The organism is Dehalogenimonas formicexedens (genome assembly GCF_001953175.1).
Lineage (GTDB): Bacteria > Chloroflexota > Dehalococcoidia > Dehalococcoidales > Dehalococcoidaceae > Dehalogenimonas > Dehalogenimonas formicexedens.
In genome coordinates, this window is sequence record NZ_CP018258.1 from 942,484 (window position 1) to 962,754 (window position 20,271).

Consider the following 20,271-nt stretch of genomic DNA (forward strand, 5'->3'; position numbering starts at 1 on the left):
TTCGCCAATTATAGCACACCGAACAATAAATCTATTGACAAACGTTGTACCCGGTATTACAGTGACACCCAATAACCATGATAGCCAGTGACGCCGTTTCCATCTTTGACGTAAGCTTCAAGTACGGCCACCTCACCGTAATTGACCATTTGTCTTTGAAAATCCCACAGGGGCAGGCCTTCGGCTTGCTTGGACCCAACGGAGCCGGTAAGACCACCCTTATAAGACTCATGGCCGGTCTGCTACAGCCTGATGAGGGCTCGATTCAGGTACTGAACGAACCTCTCACCCGTAAGAGATCATCCATTATCGGCTACATGCCCCAAACCCCTTCGGTGTATCAGGAGCTGAGTGTGCGGCAGAACGTGGAATTTTTCGCCAAAATCTACGGCATGGCCGCGGGGTCAAAGCGGAAGACACGCGTCGAAGAGGTCATCAAAATTGTCGACCTTTGGCCCAAAAGAGATACCAGTGCCCACGAGCTTTCCGGTGGCATGCGGCAGCGTTTGAGCCTGGCTTGCGCCATCGTTCACAACCCGAGCATCATCTTTCTCGACGAACCGACGGTTGGATTGGATCCTGAGCTCCGCGTCCATTTCTGGGATTATTTCCGGAAACTTACCGCCGCAGGCCACACCCTGATAATTTCCAGCCATACCATGGACGACGCTACTCATTGCGATTGCCTGGTTTTCCTGCGCGAAGGGAAAGTTATCGCCCGCGGATCCCCATCCGAATTAAAAGAAGCCGTCGGCGATCCTGAAGCCTCTCTGGAAGATGCATTCCTGTATTTTATCCGTAAAGGTGCGAATGAAAATGCCTAAACTGGCATTTGCTATCTCACAACGTGTGATTACTCAATTACGCCGCGATCATCGCACACTCGGGCTGATCATCGTAGTTCCGGTGGTAGTCATGACACTCATCGGATTCAGCATGCCCAACCGAAACGCTCAACTTGAAATCACCGCTCCGGCGCTGATCGCCATGATGGCCCTTTTCTTCAGTTTTTTGCTCACGGGAATCAGCTTCCTGCGTGAACGTTCCCAGGGCACCATGGAAAGACTGATGGTATCGCCTGTTTCGAGAACGGATATCGTCCTGGGGTATCTCTTGGGTTTCATGATCTTCGCCCTGGTTCAGACGTTGATCATCTTTTTCTTCACGGTATGGGTATTCAATGTTCCTTACAAAGGGGCGCTCTGGGAAATCCTGGTGTTCCAAACCGCCATCGTTGTCGGCTCGGTAACGCTGGGCATATTCATCTCGACGTTCGCCAAAAACGAGTTCCAGATGGTCCAATTCATCCCGCTGATCATCGTACCCCAGGTCTTCCTGGCCGGCGTCCTTTGGCCGGTCGAGCAAATGAACGGTTTCCTCCAGGGCGTCTCCAAGTTTCTTCCGCTGACCTACGCCGTCGAAGGCCTCCGCGGCATCATGCGGCAGGGAGAATCGCTGGGTGGCGTTGGGAGCGATCTGCTGTTTCTCCTGGGATTCGCTGTAGTGACTTCCGCCCTGGCTGCCTTAACACTGCGCCGCCGGGCAAGCGGCTGACGTTTCCAAAGAATTTGGCTCAGCCTGCGACATTTGATTACCAAACACTCGTTGACACCTTTTTGGGAGCGACTTATTATAGTCCGGGTTTAACCCGCGACGTGTTTTCAGGTTCCTGGATTCAACGCTGGGAAGGATATGCAGGACCCGTCTTCGTTCACCCAGGCAATGAGATTCGGCGGCAGATTGAGGTTTTACCTGAATCTGTACCGGGCGCTGGCTTTGGTTATCGCGGGCAGCCAACTAAGCGTCAACGGCGTTGTGTCGCCGTTACCTGTGGGTGTTATCTTTTGGGGGGTTACCGGTTACACTTTTTTTAAATTCCTCACCCCCGCATCTCCCAAACGATACATCACAGGCCAACTGCTGCTTGCCCTTGATCTCGTGTTCTCCGGCTTTTTGATCTGGCTTACCGGTGGCGTCAGCAGCCCCTTCCTCCTCTATACGTTATCCCCCGTCCTGACAGCCTCGCTGTTTTATTCTTCATATTTGGCGATGACGGTTGGCGTTGCTTCAATTCTGGATGTTTTGCTCGCCCAACTGGTGGCGCCGGTTGAAAGCGCCAGTTTTGACGCCACGGAAATCAGCTACTTTTTGATATATATCGCAGCGGTAAGCCTTGCTGCTTCCTTGCCTTACCTGGTCAATATCAACCTTCAGCAGCGCCTGGAAAAAGAATTTGTGACCGAAGAAAGGCAGAGGTTATCGCGTGAAATCCATGACGGCACCGTACAGACCCTTTCAGCGATCAACTGGCAGGTACAGATTATCGAACGGGAACTGAACCGCCGCGGCATCGAGATGCAGGAGGTAGATAAACTTCTGCGGCTCGTCGAGGAATCAAGGATCGAAGCCCTGGAATCATTGGAGTTGCTGCGTAAGTATTCCGGCGCCGGGCAGATGATGTCGCACCTCAAGAATTACCTCCATCACTTGAAACAGGATGCCGGAATCAATTACAGCATCAACCTGCCTGAGGCGGAGCCATCACTACCGCCGCAGATCGAACTGCAGGTTTTACGTATCTGCCAGGAAGCTATGAACAATATCCGGAAACATGCCGAGGCTAAGAACATACACTTCGAGATGGTGCGGCGAGACGAGCACCTTCGGGTGTCCATTCAAGATGATGGCAAGGGATTCGATTCCGGCCAGTATTATCACGGGCAGTCACGGCACGGTCACGGTCTCAACGTGATGAAAGAACGCGCTATTTCAGCGGGCGGCGTTCTCAAGATCAACAGTGTGCCGGGGAAAGGCACGATTTTGACCATCGATATTCCATTGGAGAGGAGATAGTCATGGCTGAAAATACTCGTATACTTATCGTCGATGACCACGCGATTGTCCGAAGCGGGCTTACTTCTATCCTGGCCGGCGAGGATAAGATGCATATCATCGGCGAAGCCGCCGATGGAAACGAAGCCATCACTAAAGCTACCGCCCTGCAACCGGATGTCATTCTGCTGGATATCCTGATGCCCCGCTGTACCGGTCTTGAAGCGTTGCCGGTAATCAGGGAAAAAGCGCCCGCCGCCAGGATACTCATGCTTACCGTTTCCGCCGAGGAAAAAGACCTGTTCACCGCCCTTAAATACGGCGCCCAAGGCTACCTCCTTAAAGGATCCGGAATCACGGAAGTCGTCTCGGCTATCAGGCGGGTGGCCAGTGGGGAGGTCATTCTTTCGCCGCAGATGGCGGGATCGCTGGTCTCGGAATTTCGTCAGCGTCAGGCTAACAAAGAAGATATCGACCTTTCTCCGCGTGAAATGGAAGTCTTGAAACTTGTAGGCGATGGCCTGACCAACTCGGAAATTGCTGAGAAAATGTTTTTGGGAGAAAGCACCGTCCGCACTTACCTGTCCCGGCTCCTGGACAAACTCCAGCTTAGGAACAGGGCAGCCGCCGTTGCGTATGCCACCAGGCGGGGACTGTCTTCAAACAAATAAAATGTCCCGATTCGATTGATCGAGATCCGGGACAAACAAGTTCGAAAATGGAGCGGGCGACGGGATTCGAACCCGCGACAACCTGCTTGGAAGGCAGGAACTCTACCACTGAGTTACACCCGCAATACAAGGCAATTTTAACCTTGAGCGGCCGCGTTTGTAAAGCGCCCGCCGGCATCTAACTTCCAATATGGTTTCCCGGCATCCCAGTTGCTATAATCTGCGTGCCTGGAGGACATTATGCCCAACGACAAACAAGCAAAAGTTATCATGGTGCAGGGAACATCTTCCAACGTTGGCAAGAGCGTGTTAGTGGCTGCCCTCTGCAGAATTTTCAAACAAGACGGCTATAAAGTAGCGCCCTTCAAAGCACAAAACATGGCCCTCAACGCCTTTGTTACGCCTGAGGGCGGTGAGATAGGCCGGGCTCAAGCGATGCAGGCCGAAGCATCTGAAATCGCCCCCAGTATCCACATGAATCCGGTTCTGCTGAAACCTGAAGCCAATTCGCGTGCCCAGATAATAGTGCACGGCAAGGTTTTCGACACCTCCTCTGCCAGAGACTACTACAACTACACCATGATGCTCCTTGAGAAAGTGAAGGAGTCGCTGGAATATCTCAGATCGCGGAATGACATTGTAGTCATCGAAGGGGCCGGTTCCCCGGCAGAGATCAACCTGAAAGCCCGTGAAATCGCTAACATGCGCATCGCCAAGCTGGCGAAGTCACCTGTGCTGCTTGCCGGAGATATCGACCGCGGCGGCGTTTACGCTTTCCTCGTCGGAACTCTCGAACTGCTCGATGAGAGCGAACGGAAATTGGTAAAGGGTTTCATCATCAATAAATTCCGGGGCGATGTCAGCCTGATCAAGGATGCCAACGACTTCCTGGAAGAACGAACTAAATTGCCTGTTCTCGGAGTGGTTCCTTACTACCGGGATATCCTGCTTGCCCAGGAAGATTCCGTATATCTCGACGAGCGCCGCAATGCCGCTTCCAACGCCGACCTCGATATCGCCATCATCCGCAGTCCCAGGATATCCAACTACGATGATTTTGATCCGCTTGAGGAGGACGGAGCCAACCTGCGGTTTATCTGCCGTCCCGAAGAAATGGGAAACCCCGACCTCATTATCATTCCGGGTTCCAAAACCACGGTCCCCGACCTTTTAGCCATCCGAGAATCAGGCGTCGCTGATGCCATTGTCAACAAAGCCAGATCAGGCACACCGGTGTTCGGCGCCTGCGGCGGCTACCAGATGCTGGGGAACTTGATCCACGATCCTGACCATGTCGAATCGGATAACGATAGGGTGCAGGGCCTTGGCCTGATAGACGCGGAAACGACTTTTGTCAGCGAGAAAGCGACCACCCAGGTGAAAGGCATCGTCACCGGCGGCAGCGGGTTGCTGGAGGGCTTGAAAGGTGAAATCCTGACCGGTTATGAGATCCACATGGGCCGGACAGAAAGCCGTGTGCGCCCGTTCCAGATCACAGAAACCCAGGACGGACCGGCATTTTATGCTGACGGCAGCGCCAACGAAAATGGCACGGTTATCGGTAGCTACATCCACGGGATCTTTCAGAGCCACGGCTTCAGGCGGGGTTTGTTGAACAATCTGCGCCGCCGGAAAGGTCTGCCGGAACGGATATACGATGCTCCTCTGGACAAGGAAAAGCATTATGACGCCCTGGCTGATCTGGTGCGAAGTTCGCTGGACATGAAAACCGTCTACAGGATTATCGATGAAGGCGTCGAGGCGTGAGCAAGGAAAATATCCAGAGGATGCGCCAGGCAAGTATTGGTGAGCCCGCCTGGCAGTTGCTCGGGATAAGGCTGGAAGCCATCGAGGATGGATTTGCCAGGGTCAATCTCACGGTCAGGCCGGACTTCCTGAATTTTGTGGGCACGGTTCATGGCGGAATCATTGCGACCCTGGCTGACTCGGCTTTCGGTTATGCGCTGAATTCGTTATATTTTCCGACAGTGGCCAGCCAGTTCAATATCCATTTCCTTAACCCGGCGAATCTTGGCGATGAATTGGAAGCCGAATGCCGGGTAGTTAAAGCCGGGAAACGCACTGTGATGGCTGAAATAACGGTATCGACAACATCTGGTAAAATCATCGCCAAAGCAACGGGCACAGGAATACCCTTGGAAAGGCAGCAGGAATAGTTATTGTTTCCTGATCAAAGACCATAGAGCCGAAACGGTTAATAAGAAACCGGTGACCACTAACACCGATGTCGCCGCCCATTGGGTTATTGTCGTAGAGTAGCCGATCGCCAGCCCTCCCAGCGCCAAACCAAAAACCAGCAGCCCGCCGATAAGCTGAGAAATACCCTTTTCAATAGATTCAGGATATTGGGCCGCGGCAACTTTAATCTGTTCTCGCCTGATCGATGTGTCCGCCATAGGAATTCTCCCCGAAAAAGTGTTTCTAATAATAGAAACGTTTTTAGAGGCAAAATGTTAGTTATGTCAAAGACAACGTTCATACGAAAATGGGAGAATATTCCCAGGTATGCCCCTGTGCTATAATACCTGCACTATGCAAAAGCCGGACTGGCAGTTAACAGCCACCACGATCAAATGCGATATCGTCAGCGATGAAGTGACCATCATGGTTTACCCTGACGGGACCGCAAAATGCGCCAGTTTCTTGAAATATGGCGCAACAGATAAAAAAAACCTGGCTAATCTCGAAAGACGGGCCAGGAAGCTCGGGATTACCACCAGGTGCGAAGGCCCGCAGTGCAGGAGCGTCACCGAATACCGCGATAAAATTATGGCTGAGGAAGCCGTAAAGTAATCCGCGTCAAAAATGGGAAACGCTTTTTAGCGTTTTGAGCTCTCCCCCAAATAAGCTGAGATCACCTGCGTATTGTTCTTGATTTCCTCCGGGGTGCCTTCGGCGATCTTACGACCGAAATCCAGCACCACGATGCGGTCTGCCAGGTCCATGACAACACCCATGTCGTGTTCTATCAGCACGATGGTACGAACTCCATCCCGTAGGACGGGAGTATCCGGGTAGGACTCTCCCTGGCCTTCAAAGATATCTACGATGAACCGGGCGATGTCTTCCTTTTCCTCCGTGTTCATGCCCGCCATAGGCTCATCAAGGAGCAGCACCTTGGGCTCGAGTGCCAGAGCGCGCGCCAGCTCAATCCTTTTACGCATGCCGTAAGGAAGAGAAGCCACCGTTTTGTTGCGCACCGGCTCGATCTCCAGGAAATCGATGATGTCCTCGACGACTCTCCGATGCCGGATCTCTTCGTTATGCGCGGGACCAAAATAAAGAGCACCAGTCAGCAGATTCTGCTTCATGAACACGTGCCTGGCCGCCATGGCATTTTCAAGGGTTGTCAGGCCGGAAAATAGTTCGATATTCTGGAAGGTTCGCGCCAGGCCCAATTTTGCGGCCTTGTCCGGGCGGATGCGGGAGATATTCTTACCTTCAAACAATATCTCGCCTTTTTGGGGCTTGTAGAAGCCGTTGAGGCAATTCAACAGGCAGGTCTTGCCGGCGCCGTTTGGTCCGATGATCGCCAGGATTTCGTTTTCCCGGATGTCGACCGACACGTCTTTAAGCGCGTTGATGCCGCCGAAAGAAAGGGTAAGGTTTCGCAGGCTGACCTTGACACCGTTTGCAACGGAGGTTATCGGCTGTCCCATCTTAGTCCCATTTTCTTTCGTCAATGACCGGTTTGGCGTCTGCAGCGATGGTTCCCGGAGGTAAAAGCACCACGGAGTCCAGCTTAACGATACTCGTTTTTTGAAAAACAGATTCGATGCGGTTCTGAAGTTCAAGGTTAGCGGTAACGCCGGACTTTAATTCTGTTATTAGAGTCAGTTCATCCCGTGTCCCGTTTCGGCGGACCACCAGTTGGAACCTCCCGACCTCGGCGACCGCCGCTAAAGCCGTCTCAACCTGCTTGGGTACGACGAACATCCCGCGGACCTTGACCGCCTCTCCCGACCGCCCAAGTAGCCCCGCCAGTTTTGGAGCCGTCCTGCCGCAGGGACAGTTGTCGATGAGCATTTTAGAAAGGTCGCCTGTTCCAAAGCGAAGCAAACCCCAATGAGGATTGTGCAAGGGCGTCACTACTACTTCACCCACCTCCCCTGGCGGCAGTTGTTTTCCGGTCAATGGGTCGACAATTTCAATGACATAATCATCCATCAGATGCAGGCCGGATTTATCCGAACACTCGTAGGCAAGCGCCCCGCCGGGTTCGGTAACCGCATAGGCCTGGTAGGTGTCGATGCCATAATCACTCTCCAGGACTTTCCTGATCGACGGCGACAGCATTTCTCCCGTGAACCAGGCTTTGTTTATGCGATAATCTTTCCTGTAATCGCCACCGGTCTCTTCGATCTTCTTTATGAGGGACATCAGGTAGCTCGGCGTGCCGACAAAGGCGTTAACGGAGAGATCTTTTATTGTCTTGATATGAATATCGGTGTTCCCAGCCCCGGCTACTATGACGGTCGCCCCGCAATCGCGCAGCCCTTCCTGGAAAAGCGTTCCCGCTGGCGAAAGATGATAAGTAAAGGTATTGATTACAATGTCACCTTTACGGAACCCCGCCGCCCAGAATGACCTGGCGAACCATTCGATTTTGGACGAGTGCAGGGGTTCATAGACCGGCCCGGGCGAGACGAAAATACGTTCGATCTCTTCCGGTTTACCGATATAATAGCCGCCATAAGGCGGGGCCAGTTTCTGGGAATCGATAAGATCGGTCTTGCGGCTGATGGGCAATTTTTCAAGGTCGGCGACGGTCTTGATTTCGGAAGGCCTGACCCCGGTTTCCAACATCATTGCCCTGGACGCGGGCGCCCCGCGGTAAGCCCGGGAGACCGCCGTCCTCAGACGGCCATCCATGTATACTTTCCGCTCCGCAGCGGTCATCGATTCCAGCTTATCGTAATGCTGATCCATTCGACTAATCTACTCTATTTTCTAATATCGATTTTCGTGCTTTTATAGCCAGCGTTTGCGCCGTTTGTAATGCTTTACATCGCGGTAACTCTTTTGCTTGCCAACCGCCGAAAGCCCCATGTAAAACTCTTTGACGTCCTCATTATTCTTCAGGAAGTCCGCCGTGCCATCGAGTACCACCCGGCCGTTTTCCATGACATACCCGTAATGGGCGATGGAAAGGGCGATCCGGACGTTTTGTTCGACGAGTAAGACGGAAGTTTTTTGATCCTCATTGAAGCGTCTGATAATGGAGTAGATCTCATCGACCATCAACGGGGCCAGTCCCAAAGATGGTTCATCGAGCATCATGAGTTTCGGCCGGGCCATCATAGCCCTTCCTATTACCACCATCTGTTGTTCGCCGCCGGACAGGTAGCCGGCGGTGTTGTTGCGCAAGTTCCGCAACCGGGAGAAGTAGTTGTAGACCATCTCCAGGTCATTCTTCACCTCGGAGCGGTCTTTGCGATGAAAAGCGCCTACCAGAAGGTTCTCTTCCGCGGTAAGGTGCTCAAAAACGCGCCTGCCTTCCAACGCCTGGACGATGCCGAGCCGCCCGATATACTCAGCATTCTTCTTATCTATCCGCTCGCCGTTCCACTCGATGTTGCCGTCGGTGACTTCTCCCTCCTCCACATGAAGGAGGCCGGAAATGGCCTTCAGGGTCGTCGTCTTGCCGGCGCCGTTAGCTCCAAGTAAAGTGACGATTTGCCCGTCAGGCACGCCCAGCGAGACACCGTGCAGGACGCGGATGACGTTGAGGTAGGCGACTTCGATATTGTTTATCTTGAGCATCGTTGAGGTTGGGAGGGGGTTTTAGCCCCCTCCCGCTTTCCTTCTATTTGAATCCGTAGTCGATGAACGGAGCATCAATCCAGCTGCCGACAGCGGTTATCTTGCCGGTTTTAACCTGGTAGAGCTTGACGGTTTTGCTGAAACGGTTGTCGCCAACGGTGTAGCTTGCTGAGCCCTGTAGTCCGCCCACATCGAATCCGCTTAACTTCTTGAAGCCGTTAGCCTCGACCAGCGCCGGGGTGAGGGCATTGCCGCCGCCCGGAGTGTTGGTAATGGCCTTGTTCAGGATTTCGGCGATAAGTAAGCCCTCAGCCCATCCGGTGATGTAGTCCATGTTATTGGCATCCTCAGGATGGTTCTTGGTCATGTATTCGGTCATCTTGGCCATCGCCGGAACGTTATCTCCCCAGCCGACGGTCGGGTAGATGCCCCAGACGCCTTCAGCGGCAGCACCGGCCAGGTTGACCATTTCGCTGGTAAACGAAGCACCGCCGCAGCCGATGGTGATGGCGGGGGTCATGCCCAGGGTCGCCGCGTTCTTCAGTATTACCGCGGTCGGCGGCGGTGTGGAGGAAATGTAGATCACATCGGGATTTTTAGCTTTGATGCGGGTCAGGCTTTCGATCTCGGAAGCGGTCGTTGAGGTATGGGTTTCAACGGCCACGATTTCGATGCCGAGGCTGGCAGCCAGTTTATCGGCAGCGTCTTTCGCGCCCTGACCGGTGGCATTGTTGAGAAGGTGCAATGCCATCTTGGGTTTGCCGGTCCCCTTCCAGATGTTAGCCATGTAGTATTTGGCGAAGGCCACCCAGTCATCGCCGTAATCAGGGAACGAGGCGTATTGATGCTTTGCAGGCTGGGTAATGTTGGGGGCTGAAAAGACGGTGAAACCCGGCAAGCCAGCTTCGTTGGCGATGCCCATGACGGCGGTCATTTCGGCCGAAGCCTGCGTAGCGAACATGACGATGCCGCTGGACGGCGAGATGAATTCATTGATAATGGTTGTTTCATTGGCGGCAGTGTACTGGTCGTCCCGGAACACCACCTGGATCTGGTGACCCTGAACTCCGCCCAACTCCGTATTGATGTACTTGATCGCATCTTGAACACCGTCCCCCATGGGCTTGCCCTTGGATGCCGCCACACCGGTGTAAGGGGCCATGATACCCACTTTGATTGGGTTCTTCACCGCGTCGGTTGTCGAACCGGGTGTTGTCGTTGAACCGTTGCCGTTCCCGCAGCCAGAGGCCAGTACGGGCAGTCCGGCGACAACAATGGTCACGAGCGCAATTATTGCCTTGCTGAACCAGGTTTTTCCTTTCATTCTCCCCTCCTTTAATCTATGGCTTGGTCGCCGGGCAGTTCGTCACATCTTTTCCTCCCGAACCTAATATGAAAAGGGCCAGAGCCGGTAGGAGGCTTTGAAGAGGTTCCAGCGGTGGGCCAGACCTCGCGGCTCGAGGACCAGGAACAATACGATCACAAGTCCGAATAAAAAGGGTCCCAACCCGGCGGTAAAGCCGGAAGGTAAATTGCCTGAAAATGTGCTCTCCAGGATCGGCGAAACGTAGGTGACCCCCTGCTGCAATAGCCGGATGATGACCGCCCCCAGGATCGGCCCGAGGGTGGTTCCGGCGCCGCCGATGATAATCATGCCGACGTAGAGAATCGACTCCGTGATGGAGAACTGTTCGGCAGAGACGTAGGTCACCCAATGGGCGGTGAGCGATCCGGCCACACCGGCAAGGAAGCACCCCAGGAAGAAAGCCAGGAGTTTATATCTGAAGAGGTTTATGCCCATGACTTCAGCGGCCAGGTCGTTATCACGGATAGCGACGAACGCCCTGCCGATGCGGGTCCGGGCCAGGTTCTTAGCGAAGAAAATGACGGCAACGGCAACGGTCATAATCAGGAAGAACAGGCTCTGAGGGGTCTTGAACGTGAAGCCGAAAATTTCCGCTCTCGGTACCGCCATGCCCATGAAGCCGCCGGTGATATTGTCCAGGTGATTGATCACCCATAGGATGATAATCTGGGCGGCGATAGTCGAAATAGCCAGGTAGAAGCCTTTTACCCTTAAAGAGGCAACCCCGAAGATGATGCCGATAAACCCGGCGAGGAGCCCGGCGGCCGGCAAGGCAACCAAAAACGGCAGGTCCAGCTTGGCGGTGAATACCGCCGACGTAAAGGCGCCGACGGCAATAAATCCGGCGTGACCGACCGAAAGCTGGCCGCAATAGCCGGTGAGGAGATTGAGTCCCGTCGCGGCGATGATCGTTATTCCTATAAGGTTGACCACACCAAGCCAGTAGAAGGACAACCATAGCGGGGCGGTGAAAAGGACGGCCAGGCCGATAAGCAGCAGCGCCAACTGCGTTTTGGTACGGAATATGGCCATGTCCGCGGCATAGCTGAAATTGCGGGTCCCGCAAGGAAGTGCCACGCTAGATCCTCTCTATCCTTTCCTGCCCGAACAGCCCAAAGGGCTTGATGAACAGGACGATGACGATAATGATGAACGGAATAACGTCCTTGACTCCCGACCAGGTGAGATCGGTTAGATAGCCGCCCCCGACATTTTCCGCCAGGCCGATGACCGGTCCGGCAACTATCGCTCCGAGGAACGAATCAAGCCCGCCCAGAATAACCACGGAGAACGATTTAAGCCCCGTTTCGACAAGTCCGGTGGTAATACCGCCGATAGAACTCATCAACACCCCGCCTATGGCGGCAAGGGCTCCGGCGAACATCCATGACACCGAGAATATCCTGGTCACCGGGATACCGCACGCCCAGACAGCCATCTGATCGTCGGCGGTGGCTCTCATGGCGACTCCGTATCGATGGTAGCGGAAAAATAAGCTGACGATGATAAAGAGTACGAGAGCTATGCCCGCCGCCCACAGGTATTCCTGGGATACCACCGCACCCAGAATGTGGACCGGTTCGTCGGGAATGAAATCAGGCATGGCGGCCGTTGAAATCGGCCAGAACATCGCCACCAGCCCCTCGAAAACAAAGGCGACGCCAAGGGTTACTGTTATGAGCGACAGGATGGGCTGTCCGATAAGCGGCCTCAAAATGACCCGTTCGAGGATCCAACCTATTCCGGCAGCCGCAGCGATTGTCACCGGCAGTCCCAGCCAGAAAGGCATACCGGCTTGCTGCATCGTGCCGTAAGCGATCCAGGAAAACAGCAGCACCATCTGGCCTAGCGCCAGGTTGGCCACTGATGATGATTTCCAGATGAACGTAAAGCCGAGCGCGATCAGAGAGTACACCAGCCCCACAGTGATGCCGGTCAGGACGAACTGCATCAGATCAGCCATTACAGTCCCCTCACCTTGATAGAAGTAGTCACAACGCCTTTACGCCCGTCGCGATAAGTAACAGGGGCTTCTACTACCACATCCTTACGCTCGCCATACATCGCTTCGATAAGATCGGCGTATTTCTGGTACACAGCCCCACGCCGCAACTTTCGCGTGCGGGTGAGTTCAGCCTCATCCGGGTCAAATTCCTTATGTAAAATAACGAATTTTTTCACTCGTGAGTTTTCAGGTAAAAAGCTGTTGACTCGGGCGACATCTTTAGAAACAAGATCCGCGATCTCCTTTTTCTGAGACAGATCGACGTAAGTGGTGAAATTGAGGCGATTGTTCTGCGCCCATTTGCTTACCATGGCAAAATCGATGTTGATGACAGCTGAGGCATAATCCTTGTCTTTGTCACCCAGGACCATTGCGTCCTTGATGTACGGTGAAAACCTCAACCGGCCTTCGATGTATTGAGGGGCGAACTTGACGCCGCTCTTCAGTTCACCCATGTCTTTGAGTCGATCCAGGAAAATAATATGTCCGGCCTCATTGATGTTGACCGCATCTCCGGTTTTGAACCAACCGCCGGGAGCGAAGCTTTCTTTGGTCTTGGCTTCATCCTTGTAATAACCGGAGAACATGCAGTCGGAGCGGACAAACAGTTCACCTTCATTGGTAAGGCGAACTTCGGTATTCAAAGCGGGGCGGCCGACGCTTTCGAAAGCGATATCGCCTTGGCCGTGGGAAGCGATGAATCCGGCTTCGGTCGAAGCGTAATTCTGCCGGAGTTCTATCCCGATGGCATGGATGAGCTTGAAAGTATCCAGCGCCAAAACTGATGAGCCAGTAACCGCCCAGCGCACTCGCGAAAGACCTAGTTTGTCTTTAAGCGGATGGAACATCAGCCCATCGGAGACCCTTCCGAGCGACTTCCAGAAAATATTGGGCTCGACACCCGATAATTTGGCTTCAGCCAGCCTATAACCGACCGGCAGAAAGGCTTTATAGGCTAATTTCTTAAATGGGTGGGCATCCATCATCTTCACCTGGATATCGGAAACGATGCCCTCCCATTGCCTCGGGCCGTAAATGGCGAAATGCGGCCCGATTTCCCTGGTGTCGGCAGCAATGGTTTCCGGTTCCTCGGGAAAGTTCAACCTCGCCCCGGACAAAATGTGCGGGATGGTGGCAAAAAAACTATCGCCGACCCATGCCGCCGGAAAATTGGAAATGAGATCGCTCTTCTGATCTAGCGGATAGCGGGTAACGAAACCGGAGGCGGTGGCGATAAGCGCTTTATGGGTTAAAATCGCGGCTTTCTGTTGTCCCGTGGTGCCGGAGGTGTAGTAGATGAAAGCGGTGTCTGCAGGTTTGACCCGGGACAATTTTTCTTCAAACACGCCGGGGTAGTTCTTTTCGTATTCCCGGCCCATTGCGATTACTTCAATGAATCCGATAAGGAGCGGGTCGTCGTAATTCTTGAGCCCTTTCGGGTCCCAGTAGATGACTTTCTTCAACTGGGGAGCGGCGTCCCGAATCTCCAGGAATTTATCGGCTTGTTCCTGGTCATTGACGATAGCGAAAGTTGCTCCCGAGTGATTGACGACGAATTTGACCTCGTCAGGCACGGCGTCTACAAAAATACCCGTTGGGATTGCCCCAGCTGCTTGGACGGCAAACTCGCCCCAGAACCATTCCGGTTCGTTGTCGCCGATGATGGCGACGACGTCTCCGGTCTTAAGACCCAGGCTCAGTAACCCCAGCGAAAAATGCCTGACCGAGGTGAAATAATCTGCCCAGGTGTAGCGGTGCCACACGCCGAGGTTCTTGTAGCACATGGCCGCCTTGTCCGACCAACGCTCGGCATTTCGTTTTATGAGGCCCGGTATGGTCTGTGGATCCAAACTGGTGAATACCCCCATAAACAAAGACCACCCCCGCTTGGGAGGTGGTCTTTAGTTTTCGCCTTCTAAGTACTTTATTAGTTCATATTCGACCGGCCCAAGCGCACCCTGGTGCGCCGGGTAAAGGCGAATGTATAGCCGAACCTGCCTGTGAACATGATGCCGTAGAATATCATGTGCCTAAAACCGTGTCAAATAGGCATCGGACTTTGGGACTAGGACTCCGACATCATTTCCGCCAGGTTCACCAGTGTCGCCACCGGCACTCCGCTGCCGCCTTTGGTGATGATGCCCTTTTCTTTTTCTCCGTATGCGGTACCGGCGATATCCAGGTGGACCCACGGGGTGTCGCCCACAAACTCGCCGAGGAACAGCCCCGCGGTGATGGTACCCGCCGGACGCCCGCCAACGTTTTTGAAATCTGCGTAGTCGCTCTTGTACTGTTCTTTGTAATCATCGTAACCCGGGAGTTGCCAGATGCGTTCGCCTGCCGCTGCTCCAGCTTTGATAACCTTGTCAACAAGAGCCTGATTGTTGGTAATGGCGGCCGTCGTGATCATGCCGAGTGCGATAACGCAGGCCCCCGTTAAAGTCGCCATGTCCACCATCGCCGCGGGTTTCTCTTTATTGATGTAACCCAGCGCGTCCGCCAGGATAAGCCGGCCTTCGGCGTCTGTAGAGATGACCTCAACAGTCTTGCCGGTGAACATTTTCAGGACGTCACCCGGTTTATAGGAACCACCGTCCGGCATGTTCTCCGTCGCCGGGACAGCGGCGATGACGTTGACCTTGAGTTTGAGTTTGCCTATGGCGCCCATCGCGGCGATAGTGGCGGCGCCGCCGGTCATATCGAACTTCATGTCTTCCATCTTGTCGGCAGGCTTGATGGAGATGCCGCCGGTATCGAAGGTCAACCCCTTGCCGATGAGCGCCAGATCCCAACCGTCGGCTTCTTTACCTTTGTAACGCATGATAATTAACTTGGGCGGGTTTTTATCGAAGGACGCTTTCGATACCCCGAGCAAACCTCCCATCCCCAGTTTTTCCATATCGCGCCGTTCTAAAACCTCAACCTTGAAACCCGATTCCTTAGCGACTTTCTCGGCGGTGTCAGCCATGTCCTGCGGGGTCATGAAGTTGGATGGCTCGTTGCCCATGTCACGGGCAAGCATGATCGCCTGGGCAACGATTTGCCCTCTGTTGGCTCCTGTCGCAAAATCATCTTGTTGCGGTTTCGTCGAAAACAGAACCCCGAGTGACTTGATTTCGCCAAATTCCGCTTCCTTAGTCAAATGCTTTCTGAAATTATAGCTACCCAGATAAGCCGCCTCGGCTGACACGCGGCCGATCTCTTTCACGCTGATCCCGGTATCCGGCAACGCAAGTATCAGATCGAGGCTGTTTTTTCTGTGAAGAGCCCTGACCGCGTCGGCAACGGCAGCGCGTAATTTGGTGGCGTCGAGGTCTTTTTTCTTGCCCAGGCCGAGAACGGCTACTTTGGCGGCGGCTACCTTGCCCATGGAGTGAATCACGTTGATTTCGCCAGATTTGCCTTTGATTTCTTTTTTCAGCCGAAGTTCGGCAATTGCACCGCCTAAAGCTTCATCGAGCGACTGTTCCAAGTTATTGCCTTCGCCGTTTTCGAACACCCCGAGAATGATCGCATCAGCCTTGATTTTTTCCAGGTCTCCGGTGATGAGCTTGATGTCCATGAGACTCCTTTTATAAATTACTGTTAATTTCAGCGACTATTTTATCAATAACGGGGGAAATGTCCATAATGCCTTTGACCTCGAAATGCGGTTCCCGAATAGGTTCAAAAGCAGGCTCCAATTTCTGATAAACAGTCCAATCCGCGTCCGAATAGCCGTCGCGCCTAAACTGCCGCCCCAGCAAACGTTCCTCTGCCACCTCCCTGGGGGTGTTCAGGTGGATGATAATAAGTTTTGCGCCTGTTTCCTTCGCGATGTTGTACAGAGGTCGCCGCGAATCCTCGCTCAGATTCGTCGCGTCGAGAATCACATTGTGTTTTTCTTTGAGGATCTCTCTTATCAATTTATGGATAGCATGAAAGAGCCGAAAACTCTCGAATTGGGTGTATATCGGCCGCCTGACCAGGATTTTACGGAGGAAGTCACTTTCAAGAACCACGGCTGAGACTTTTTCGATCAGGCGGGAGGCAAGATAACTTTTACCGCTGCCCGGTAAGCCGACAAAAACGATCAAGGCCGGATGATCGGTCCGCGAACCGGCTTTGGTGTTAACAGCCTTACGGAGCCGGGTTGCGTCCCGGGCCAGTAACTGCTCATCCCTCATCGAAGCTATTATACGCTGAGGGCTTATCAAACCTGAACAGGTCTGTCTAGCAAACCGAAGGTATCCAGTTCGCCCTTTGCCTTCCTGGGGATATCATTGACGAAAACAACTTTTTTGGGGCATTTATAGTTGGCAAGTTTTTCGAGGAAGAATTTCTTGACCTCCTGTTCGGTCATTGCCGCGCCGATTTTCAGCTTGATAACGGCAAGCACAACCTCACCCCTCATGCCATCGGGATCCAGGATTCCTGAAGCGGCGGCATCAGCTACCGCAGGATGGGTCAGCAGTAAGTCGGAAATATCGGAAAAATAGATATTCTGCCCCTTGGTGATCAGCATCGGTTTCTTGACGCCTTTGATGAACAGTTCGCCTTGACCGTCGATGACACCGATGTCGTCGGTATATAGCCAGCCTGACCGGATGAACTCTTCCGTCAGGCCGGGCAGGTTGTGATAAGCGCGCATTATCGGTCCCTTGATAATGACTTCGCCGGCTTCTCCCGCCGCGGCGTCGATGCCGTCTTCGGTCACGACCCGGACTGCAAATCCGGGAATCGCTTTGCCCACCCCGCCGCTCCGTCCGCTTTTTGTTACGTCCTGGCAAGTGACGTGGCTGGTGGACTCGGTCAGACCGTAGTACTGCACCAGGTTTTTCCCAGTCAATTCTTCAAAATCAGTGATCACCTTTACAGGTATCGGAGCCCCGGCGCTGCCGCAGAAACGCAGTGTGCTTAAATTGTATTTGAGCCCGTTGTCTTTGATGTGCTTAACGATCATGGCATGGATAAAAGGCACACCGTGGAACATGGTGGCGCGTTCTTTCTCAACGGCGCATAAAGCCGCATCCATGGATACGCCGCAGACAATAACCACCCGGCTGCCGGCGAAAAGCGAGGTCATCATGATAACCGCGATGCCGATGGTGTGGTGCAGAGGCAGGGCAAACAGAATGACCGTATCCTGATCTGTCTGACCAAAACCAGCCGCAGACCCTGCTGCCGCTTCGATAAGGTGTTCCTGGGTAATCTCGGCGCCGTGGGGCCTCAGGGTGGGACCGGAGGTGTAGGCGATGTGAGCCAATTCGAGATATTTTTCAACCGGCGGCGGGGAGTCCGCAGCGTCAAGGAGACTACCTAAAACTGTGTAGTTCATGCCAGGAGTTTCAACGCTACTAATAATGTGTTTCAAAAACTCGAAACGTGAAAATTCTCCGCCGAGGGTTTTCAAGATGGCCCCCTCGGCAATCACCATCGAAGGCTCACAGTCATCGAAAACCGCTTTGATTTCGAGTATTTTATACTTGGTATCCAGCGGTATGGCCAGTGCCCCGGCTTTGATAATAGCAAAATAACAGACCGCGAAGTCAGGATTGTTCTCCAGCAGCAAAGCGACCCGCTCGCCGGGTTTTAACCCTGTCTCAATCAAATTCCTGGCTAATCCGTTGGAGAGTTTGTCCAGATCCCGAAACGAAAGGCATCTGTCGCCCATTTGAAAGGCCGTTCGGTCCTGGTACTTATCCGCCGCCCCGGCTATAAATTCAACTAAATTCATATTGCCTCGACATGTTCGTCGAGCAGAAGTCTATCAAATCCGGCAGTCAATGCCAAACTTAATACCAAAGTATTAATACTTGACAGGCAATTTCAATTGGTCTATATTGGCGCCAAATCAATATCAAAGGCTGTGAGCGGGAATAGTAAGTTCCTCAGCCAGGCCCCAGAGAGCCGGAAAAGGTGAAAGCCGGCGCCTGAGCGGGAATTGAATGGACCCGGGAGCCGCTGCCCGAAAGAAAATAGGAGCAGCCGCGAGGGATGCGTTATAATCCCAGGATATATACCATCAAATGATGGCGTATCCGTAATGAGATAGCTCCTGCCGTGTGGCGAAGCTAAAAAGGGTGGCACCGCAGAGCCCTCTGCCCCTTAATAAGGCAGAGGGCTTTTTGTTGCCCTCGGGAGGTGCACCAAAATGCTTTGAAGGACACTGGTTGACGCCTGAGTGACTCTTAAAAGACGAATTGAAAGGAGAAACAACTATGGATCGTACAAAGTTTCTTTTGAATGAAAAGGAAATGCCCACCGCCTGGTACAACATCCAGGCTGACCTGCCTACCCCTCTCGCCCCCTACCTGCATCCGGGGACAAAGGAGCCTCTTGGACCCGCCGATTTGGCGCCCCTTTTCCCGATGGAACTCATCATGCAGGAAGTTTCAAAAGAGCGTTATATCGACGTCCCTGGTGCTGTTATCGACATCTACCGAAGTTGGAGACCGACGACACTGTATAGAGCTCACCGCTTGGAGAAAGCACTTCAAACACCCGCCAAGATATTCTACAAATACGAGGGCTCTTCTCCAGCCGGCAGCCACAAGCCGAACACCGCTGTCCCGCAGGCATATTACAACAAGAAAGAAGGAATCAAGCGACTAACCACTGAGACCGGCGCCGGTCAGTGGGGTTCCTCTATGGCCTTTGCCTGCAGCCAGTTCGGCATTGATCTCAAAGTCTACATGGTGAAGGTGAGCTACCAGCAGAAACCTTACCGCCGCATGATGATGGAGACCTGGGGCGCTCAGTGCGTGCCCAGCCCCAGCCCGGACACCGAATCAGGCCGCGCCGCCCTCGCCGAAGATCCCAATAATCCCGGCAGCCTTGGACTTGCGATTTCGGAAGCAGTTGAAGATGCCGCCCCGCGCGCGGATAGCCACTATGCGTTGGGAAGCGTCCTGAACCATGTCCTCATGCACCAGACAGTGATCGGTCTTGAGTCGTTGAAACAGATGGAAATGGCCGGCGAATACCCGGATGTCGTCATCGGTTGCGTCGGCGGCGGCTCCAACTTCGGCGGCATGGCTCTGCCCTTCGTCCATCAGAACCTCACTGCGGGCAAGAAGACCCGTATCATGGCCGTCGAGCCTTCGAGTTGTCCCTCTCTTACCAAGGGTACCTTCGCTTTCGATTACGGCGATGTCGCCGGAATGGCGCCGATCGCCAAGATGTTCACTCTCGGCCGCAAGTTCATGCCCCCGCCGGTGCACGCCGGTGGTCTGCGCTACCATGGTATGGCTCCCATTGTCAGCCATCTTTATAAGTCAGGGCTCATCGAGGCCAAGGCTGTTCCGCAGCTGCCCACCTTCGAAGCCGGGATCCAGTTCGCCCGGACCGAGGGCTTTATCAGCGCGCCGGAGACCAACCATGCCATCCGTGCCGCTATCGACGAAGCCATCAAGTGCCGCGAATCGGGAGAGAAGAAGGTGATCCTGTTCAACCACTCGGGTCACGGCCACTTCGATATGGCTGCTTATGACGCCTACCTATCGGGTAAATTAGCCGATTTCGAGTATCCGGCCGAGATGGTCAAAGAAGCCCTAAAAGACCTGCCGCAATGCATTCTCAGATAAAACACCCAGGTAAACGAAAGAACGGGGGCGATTAAGACGCCCCCGTTC

At 53.6% G+C, this 20,271-nt stretch carries 19 protein-coding genes, 1 tRNA gene and 1 other annotated feature; of the genes, 8 read left to right on the forward strand and 12 right to left on the reverse strand.

Going from position 1 to position 20,271, the window contains the following annotated elements; all coding sequences use genetic code 11:
- The first annotated feature begins 77 nt into the window (after positions 1–77).
- From Dform_RS05030 to Dform_RS05045, 4 genes are all read left to right on the forward strand, one after another.
- Entirely contained in the window at positions 78–824 is a 747-nt protein-coding gene (locus tag Dform_RS05030) for an ABC transporter ATP-binding protein (protein ID WP_076004039.1), read from the forward strand.
- On the forward strand, positions 811–1,554 hold the full coding sequence (locus Dform_RS05035) for an ABC transporter permease (RefSeq protein ID WP_225973737.1): 744 nt from the start codon (positions 811–813) through the stop codon (positions 1,552–1,554). The genes Dform_RS05030 and Dform_RS05035 overlap by 14 nt, the downstream gene beginning before the upstream one ends.
- 138 nt (positions 1,555–1,692) lie before the next feature.
- On the forward strand, positions 1,693–2,853 hold the full coding sequence (locus Dform_RS05040) for a sensor histidine kinase (RefSeq protein ID WP_076004040.1): 1,161 nt from the start codon (positions 1,693–1,695) through the stop codon (positions 2,851–2,853).
- A 2-nt stretch (positions 2,854–2,855) separates the two neighbouring features.
- Positions 2,856–3,503 (forward strand): response regulator, encoded by a 648-nt coding sequence (locus tag Dform_RS05045; protein WP_083635359.1) that lies wholly within the window; start codon positions 2,856–2,858, stop codon positions 3,501–3,503.
- Between the two features lie 48 nt (positions 3,504–3,551).
- On the opposite strand, the gene Dform_RS05050 is transcribed toward Dform_RS05045, so the two are convergent.
- Positions 3,552–3,626: transfer RNA gene (locus tag Dform_RS05050), tRNA-Gly, on the reverse strand.
- A gap of 117 nt (positions 3,627–3,743) precedes the next feature.
- Between Dform_RS05050 and Dform_RS05055 the strand changes: the two genes are divergently transcribed.
- Complete coding sequence (locus tag Dform_RS05055; protein ID WP_076004042.1) at positions 3,744–5,270, forward strand: cobyric acid synthase; 1,527 nt, start codon at positions 3,744–3,746, stop codon at positions 5,268–5,270.
- Positions 5,267–5,680 (forward strand): PaaI family thioesterase, encoded by a 414-nt coding sequence (locus Dform_RS05060; protein WP_083635360.1) that lies wholly within the window; start codon positions 5,267–5,269, stop codon positions 5,678–5,680. Before Dform_RS05055 ends, Dform_RS05060 begins: the two co-directional genes overlap by 4 nt.
- Here the strand turns inward: Dform_RS05060 and Dform_RS05065 are convergent, their stop codons facing one another.
- Entirely contained in the window at positions 5,681–5,920 is a 240-nt protein-coding gene (locus Dform_RS05065) for a hypothetical protein (RefSeq protein ID WP_076004043.1), read from the reverse strand.
- A gap of 109 nt (positions 5,921–6,029) precedes the next feature.
- On the opposite strand from Dform_RS05065, the gene Dform_RS05070 reads away from it, so the two are divergent.
- Positions 6,030–6,317: a hypothetical protein gene (locus tag Dform_RS05070; RefSeq protein WP_083635361.1), complete on the forward strand. Its 288-nt coding sequence runs from the start codon at positions 6,030–6,032 to the stop codon at positions 6,315–6,317.
- 26 nt (positions 6,318–6,343) lie between these two features.
- On the opposite strand, the gene Dform_RS05075 is transcribed toward Dform_RS05070, so the two are convergent.
- The 10 genes from Dform_RS05075 to Dform_RS05120 all read right to left on the reverse strand — a co-directional run bounded on the left by Dform_RS05075 (position 6,344) and on the right by Dform_RS05120 (position 18,374).
- Positions 6,344–7,183, reverse strand: coding sequence for an ABC transporter ATP-binding protein (locus Dform_RS05075; protein ID WP_076004044.1), 840 nt, complete (start codon positions 7,181–7,183; stop codon positions 6,344–6,346).
- 1 nt (position 7,184) lies between these two features.
- On the reverse strand, positions 7,185–8,453 hold the full coding sequence (locus Dform_RS05080; RefSeq protein ID WP_076004045.1) for a phenylacetate--CoA ligase family protein: 1,269 nt from the start codon (positions 8,451–8,453) through the stop codon (positions 7,185–7,187).
- Positions 8,454–8,495: 42 nt separating this feature from the next.
- Positions 8,496–9,287 (reverse strand): ABC transporter ATP-binding protein, encoded by a 792-nt coding sequence (locus tag Dform_RS05085; protein WP_076004046.1) that lies wholly within the window; start codon positions 9,285–9,287, stop codon positions 8,496–8,498.
- A gap of 43 nt (positions 9,288–9,330) precedes the next feature.
- A complete protein-coding gene (locus tag Dform_RS05090; RefSeq protein WP_076004047.1) occupies positions 9,331–10,611 on the reverse strand; it encodes an ABC transporter substrate-binding protein in 1,281 nt (426 codons plus the stop codon).
- Positions 10,612–10,674: 63 nt separating this feature from the next.
- On the reverse strand, positions 10,675–11,730 hold the full coding sequence (locus tag Dform_RS05095) for a branched-chain amino acid ABC transporter permease (protein ID WP_076004048.1): 1,056 nt from the start codon (positions 11,728–11,730) through the stop codon (positions 10,675–10,677).
- A 1-nt stretch (position 11,731) separates the two neighbouring features.
- Positions 11,732–12,616 (reverse strand): branched-chain amino acid ABC transporter permease, encoded by an 885-nt coding sequence (locus Dform_RS05100; protein ID WP_076004049.1) that lies wholly within the window; start codon positions 12,614–12,616, stop codon positions 11,732–11,734.
- Positions 12,616–14,526 (reverse strand): AMP-binding protein, encoded by a 1,911-nt coding sequence (locus Dform_RS05105; protein WP_076004050.1) that lies wholly within the window; start codon positions 14,524–14,526, stop codon positions 12,616–12,618. Before Dform_RS05105 ends, Dform_RS05100 begins: the two co-directional genes overlap by 1 nt.
- 197 nt (positions 14,527–14,723) lie before the next feature.
- Positions 14,724–16,220, reverse strand: coding sequence for a leucyl aminopeptidase (locus Dform_RS05110; RefSeq protein WP_076004051.1), 1,497 nt, complete (start codon positions 16,218–16,220; stop codon positions 14,724–14,726).
- Positions 16,221–16,230: 10 nt separating this feature from the next.
- Positions 16,231–16,824: a P-loop nucleotide/nucleoside kinase family protein gene (locus Dform_RS05115; RefSeq protein ID WP_076004052.1), complete on the reverse strand. Its 594-nt coding sequence runs from the start codon at positions 16,822–16,824 to the stop codon at positions 16,231–16,233.
- A gap of 26 nt (positions 16,825–16,850) precedes the next feature.
- Positions 16,851–18,374 carry a class I adenylate-forming enzyme family protein gene (locus Dform_RS05120; protein ID WP_076004053.1) on the reverse strand — a complete coding sequence of 508 codons (1,524 nt, stop codon included), beginning with the start codon at positions 18,372–18,374 and terminating at the stop codon, positions 16,851–16,853.
- 123 nt (positions 18,375–18,497) lie between these two features.
- Positions 18,498–18,749 (forward strand) — a binding site (T-box leader).
- A 109-nt stretch (positions 18,750–18,858) separates the two neighbouring features.
- Between Dform_RS05120 and Dform_RS05125 the strand changes: the two genes are divergently transcribed.
- Entirely contained in the window at positions 18,859–20,223 is a 1,365-nt protein-coding gene (locus Dform_RS05125; RefSeq protein ID WP_076004054.1) for a TrpB-like pyridoxal phosphate-dependent enzyme, read from the forward strand.
- Positions 20,224–20,271: the final 48 nt, after the last annotated feature.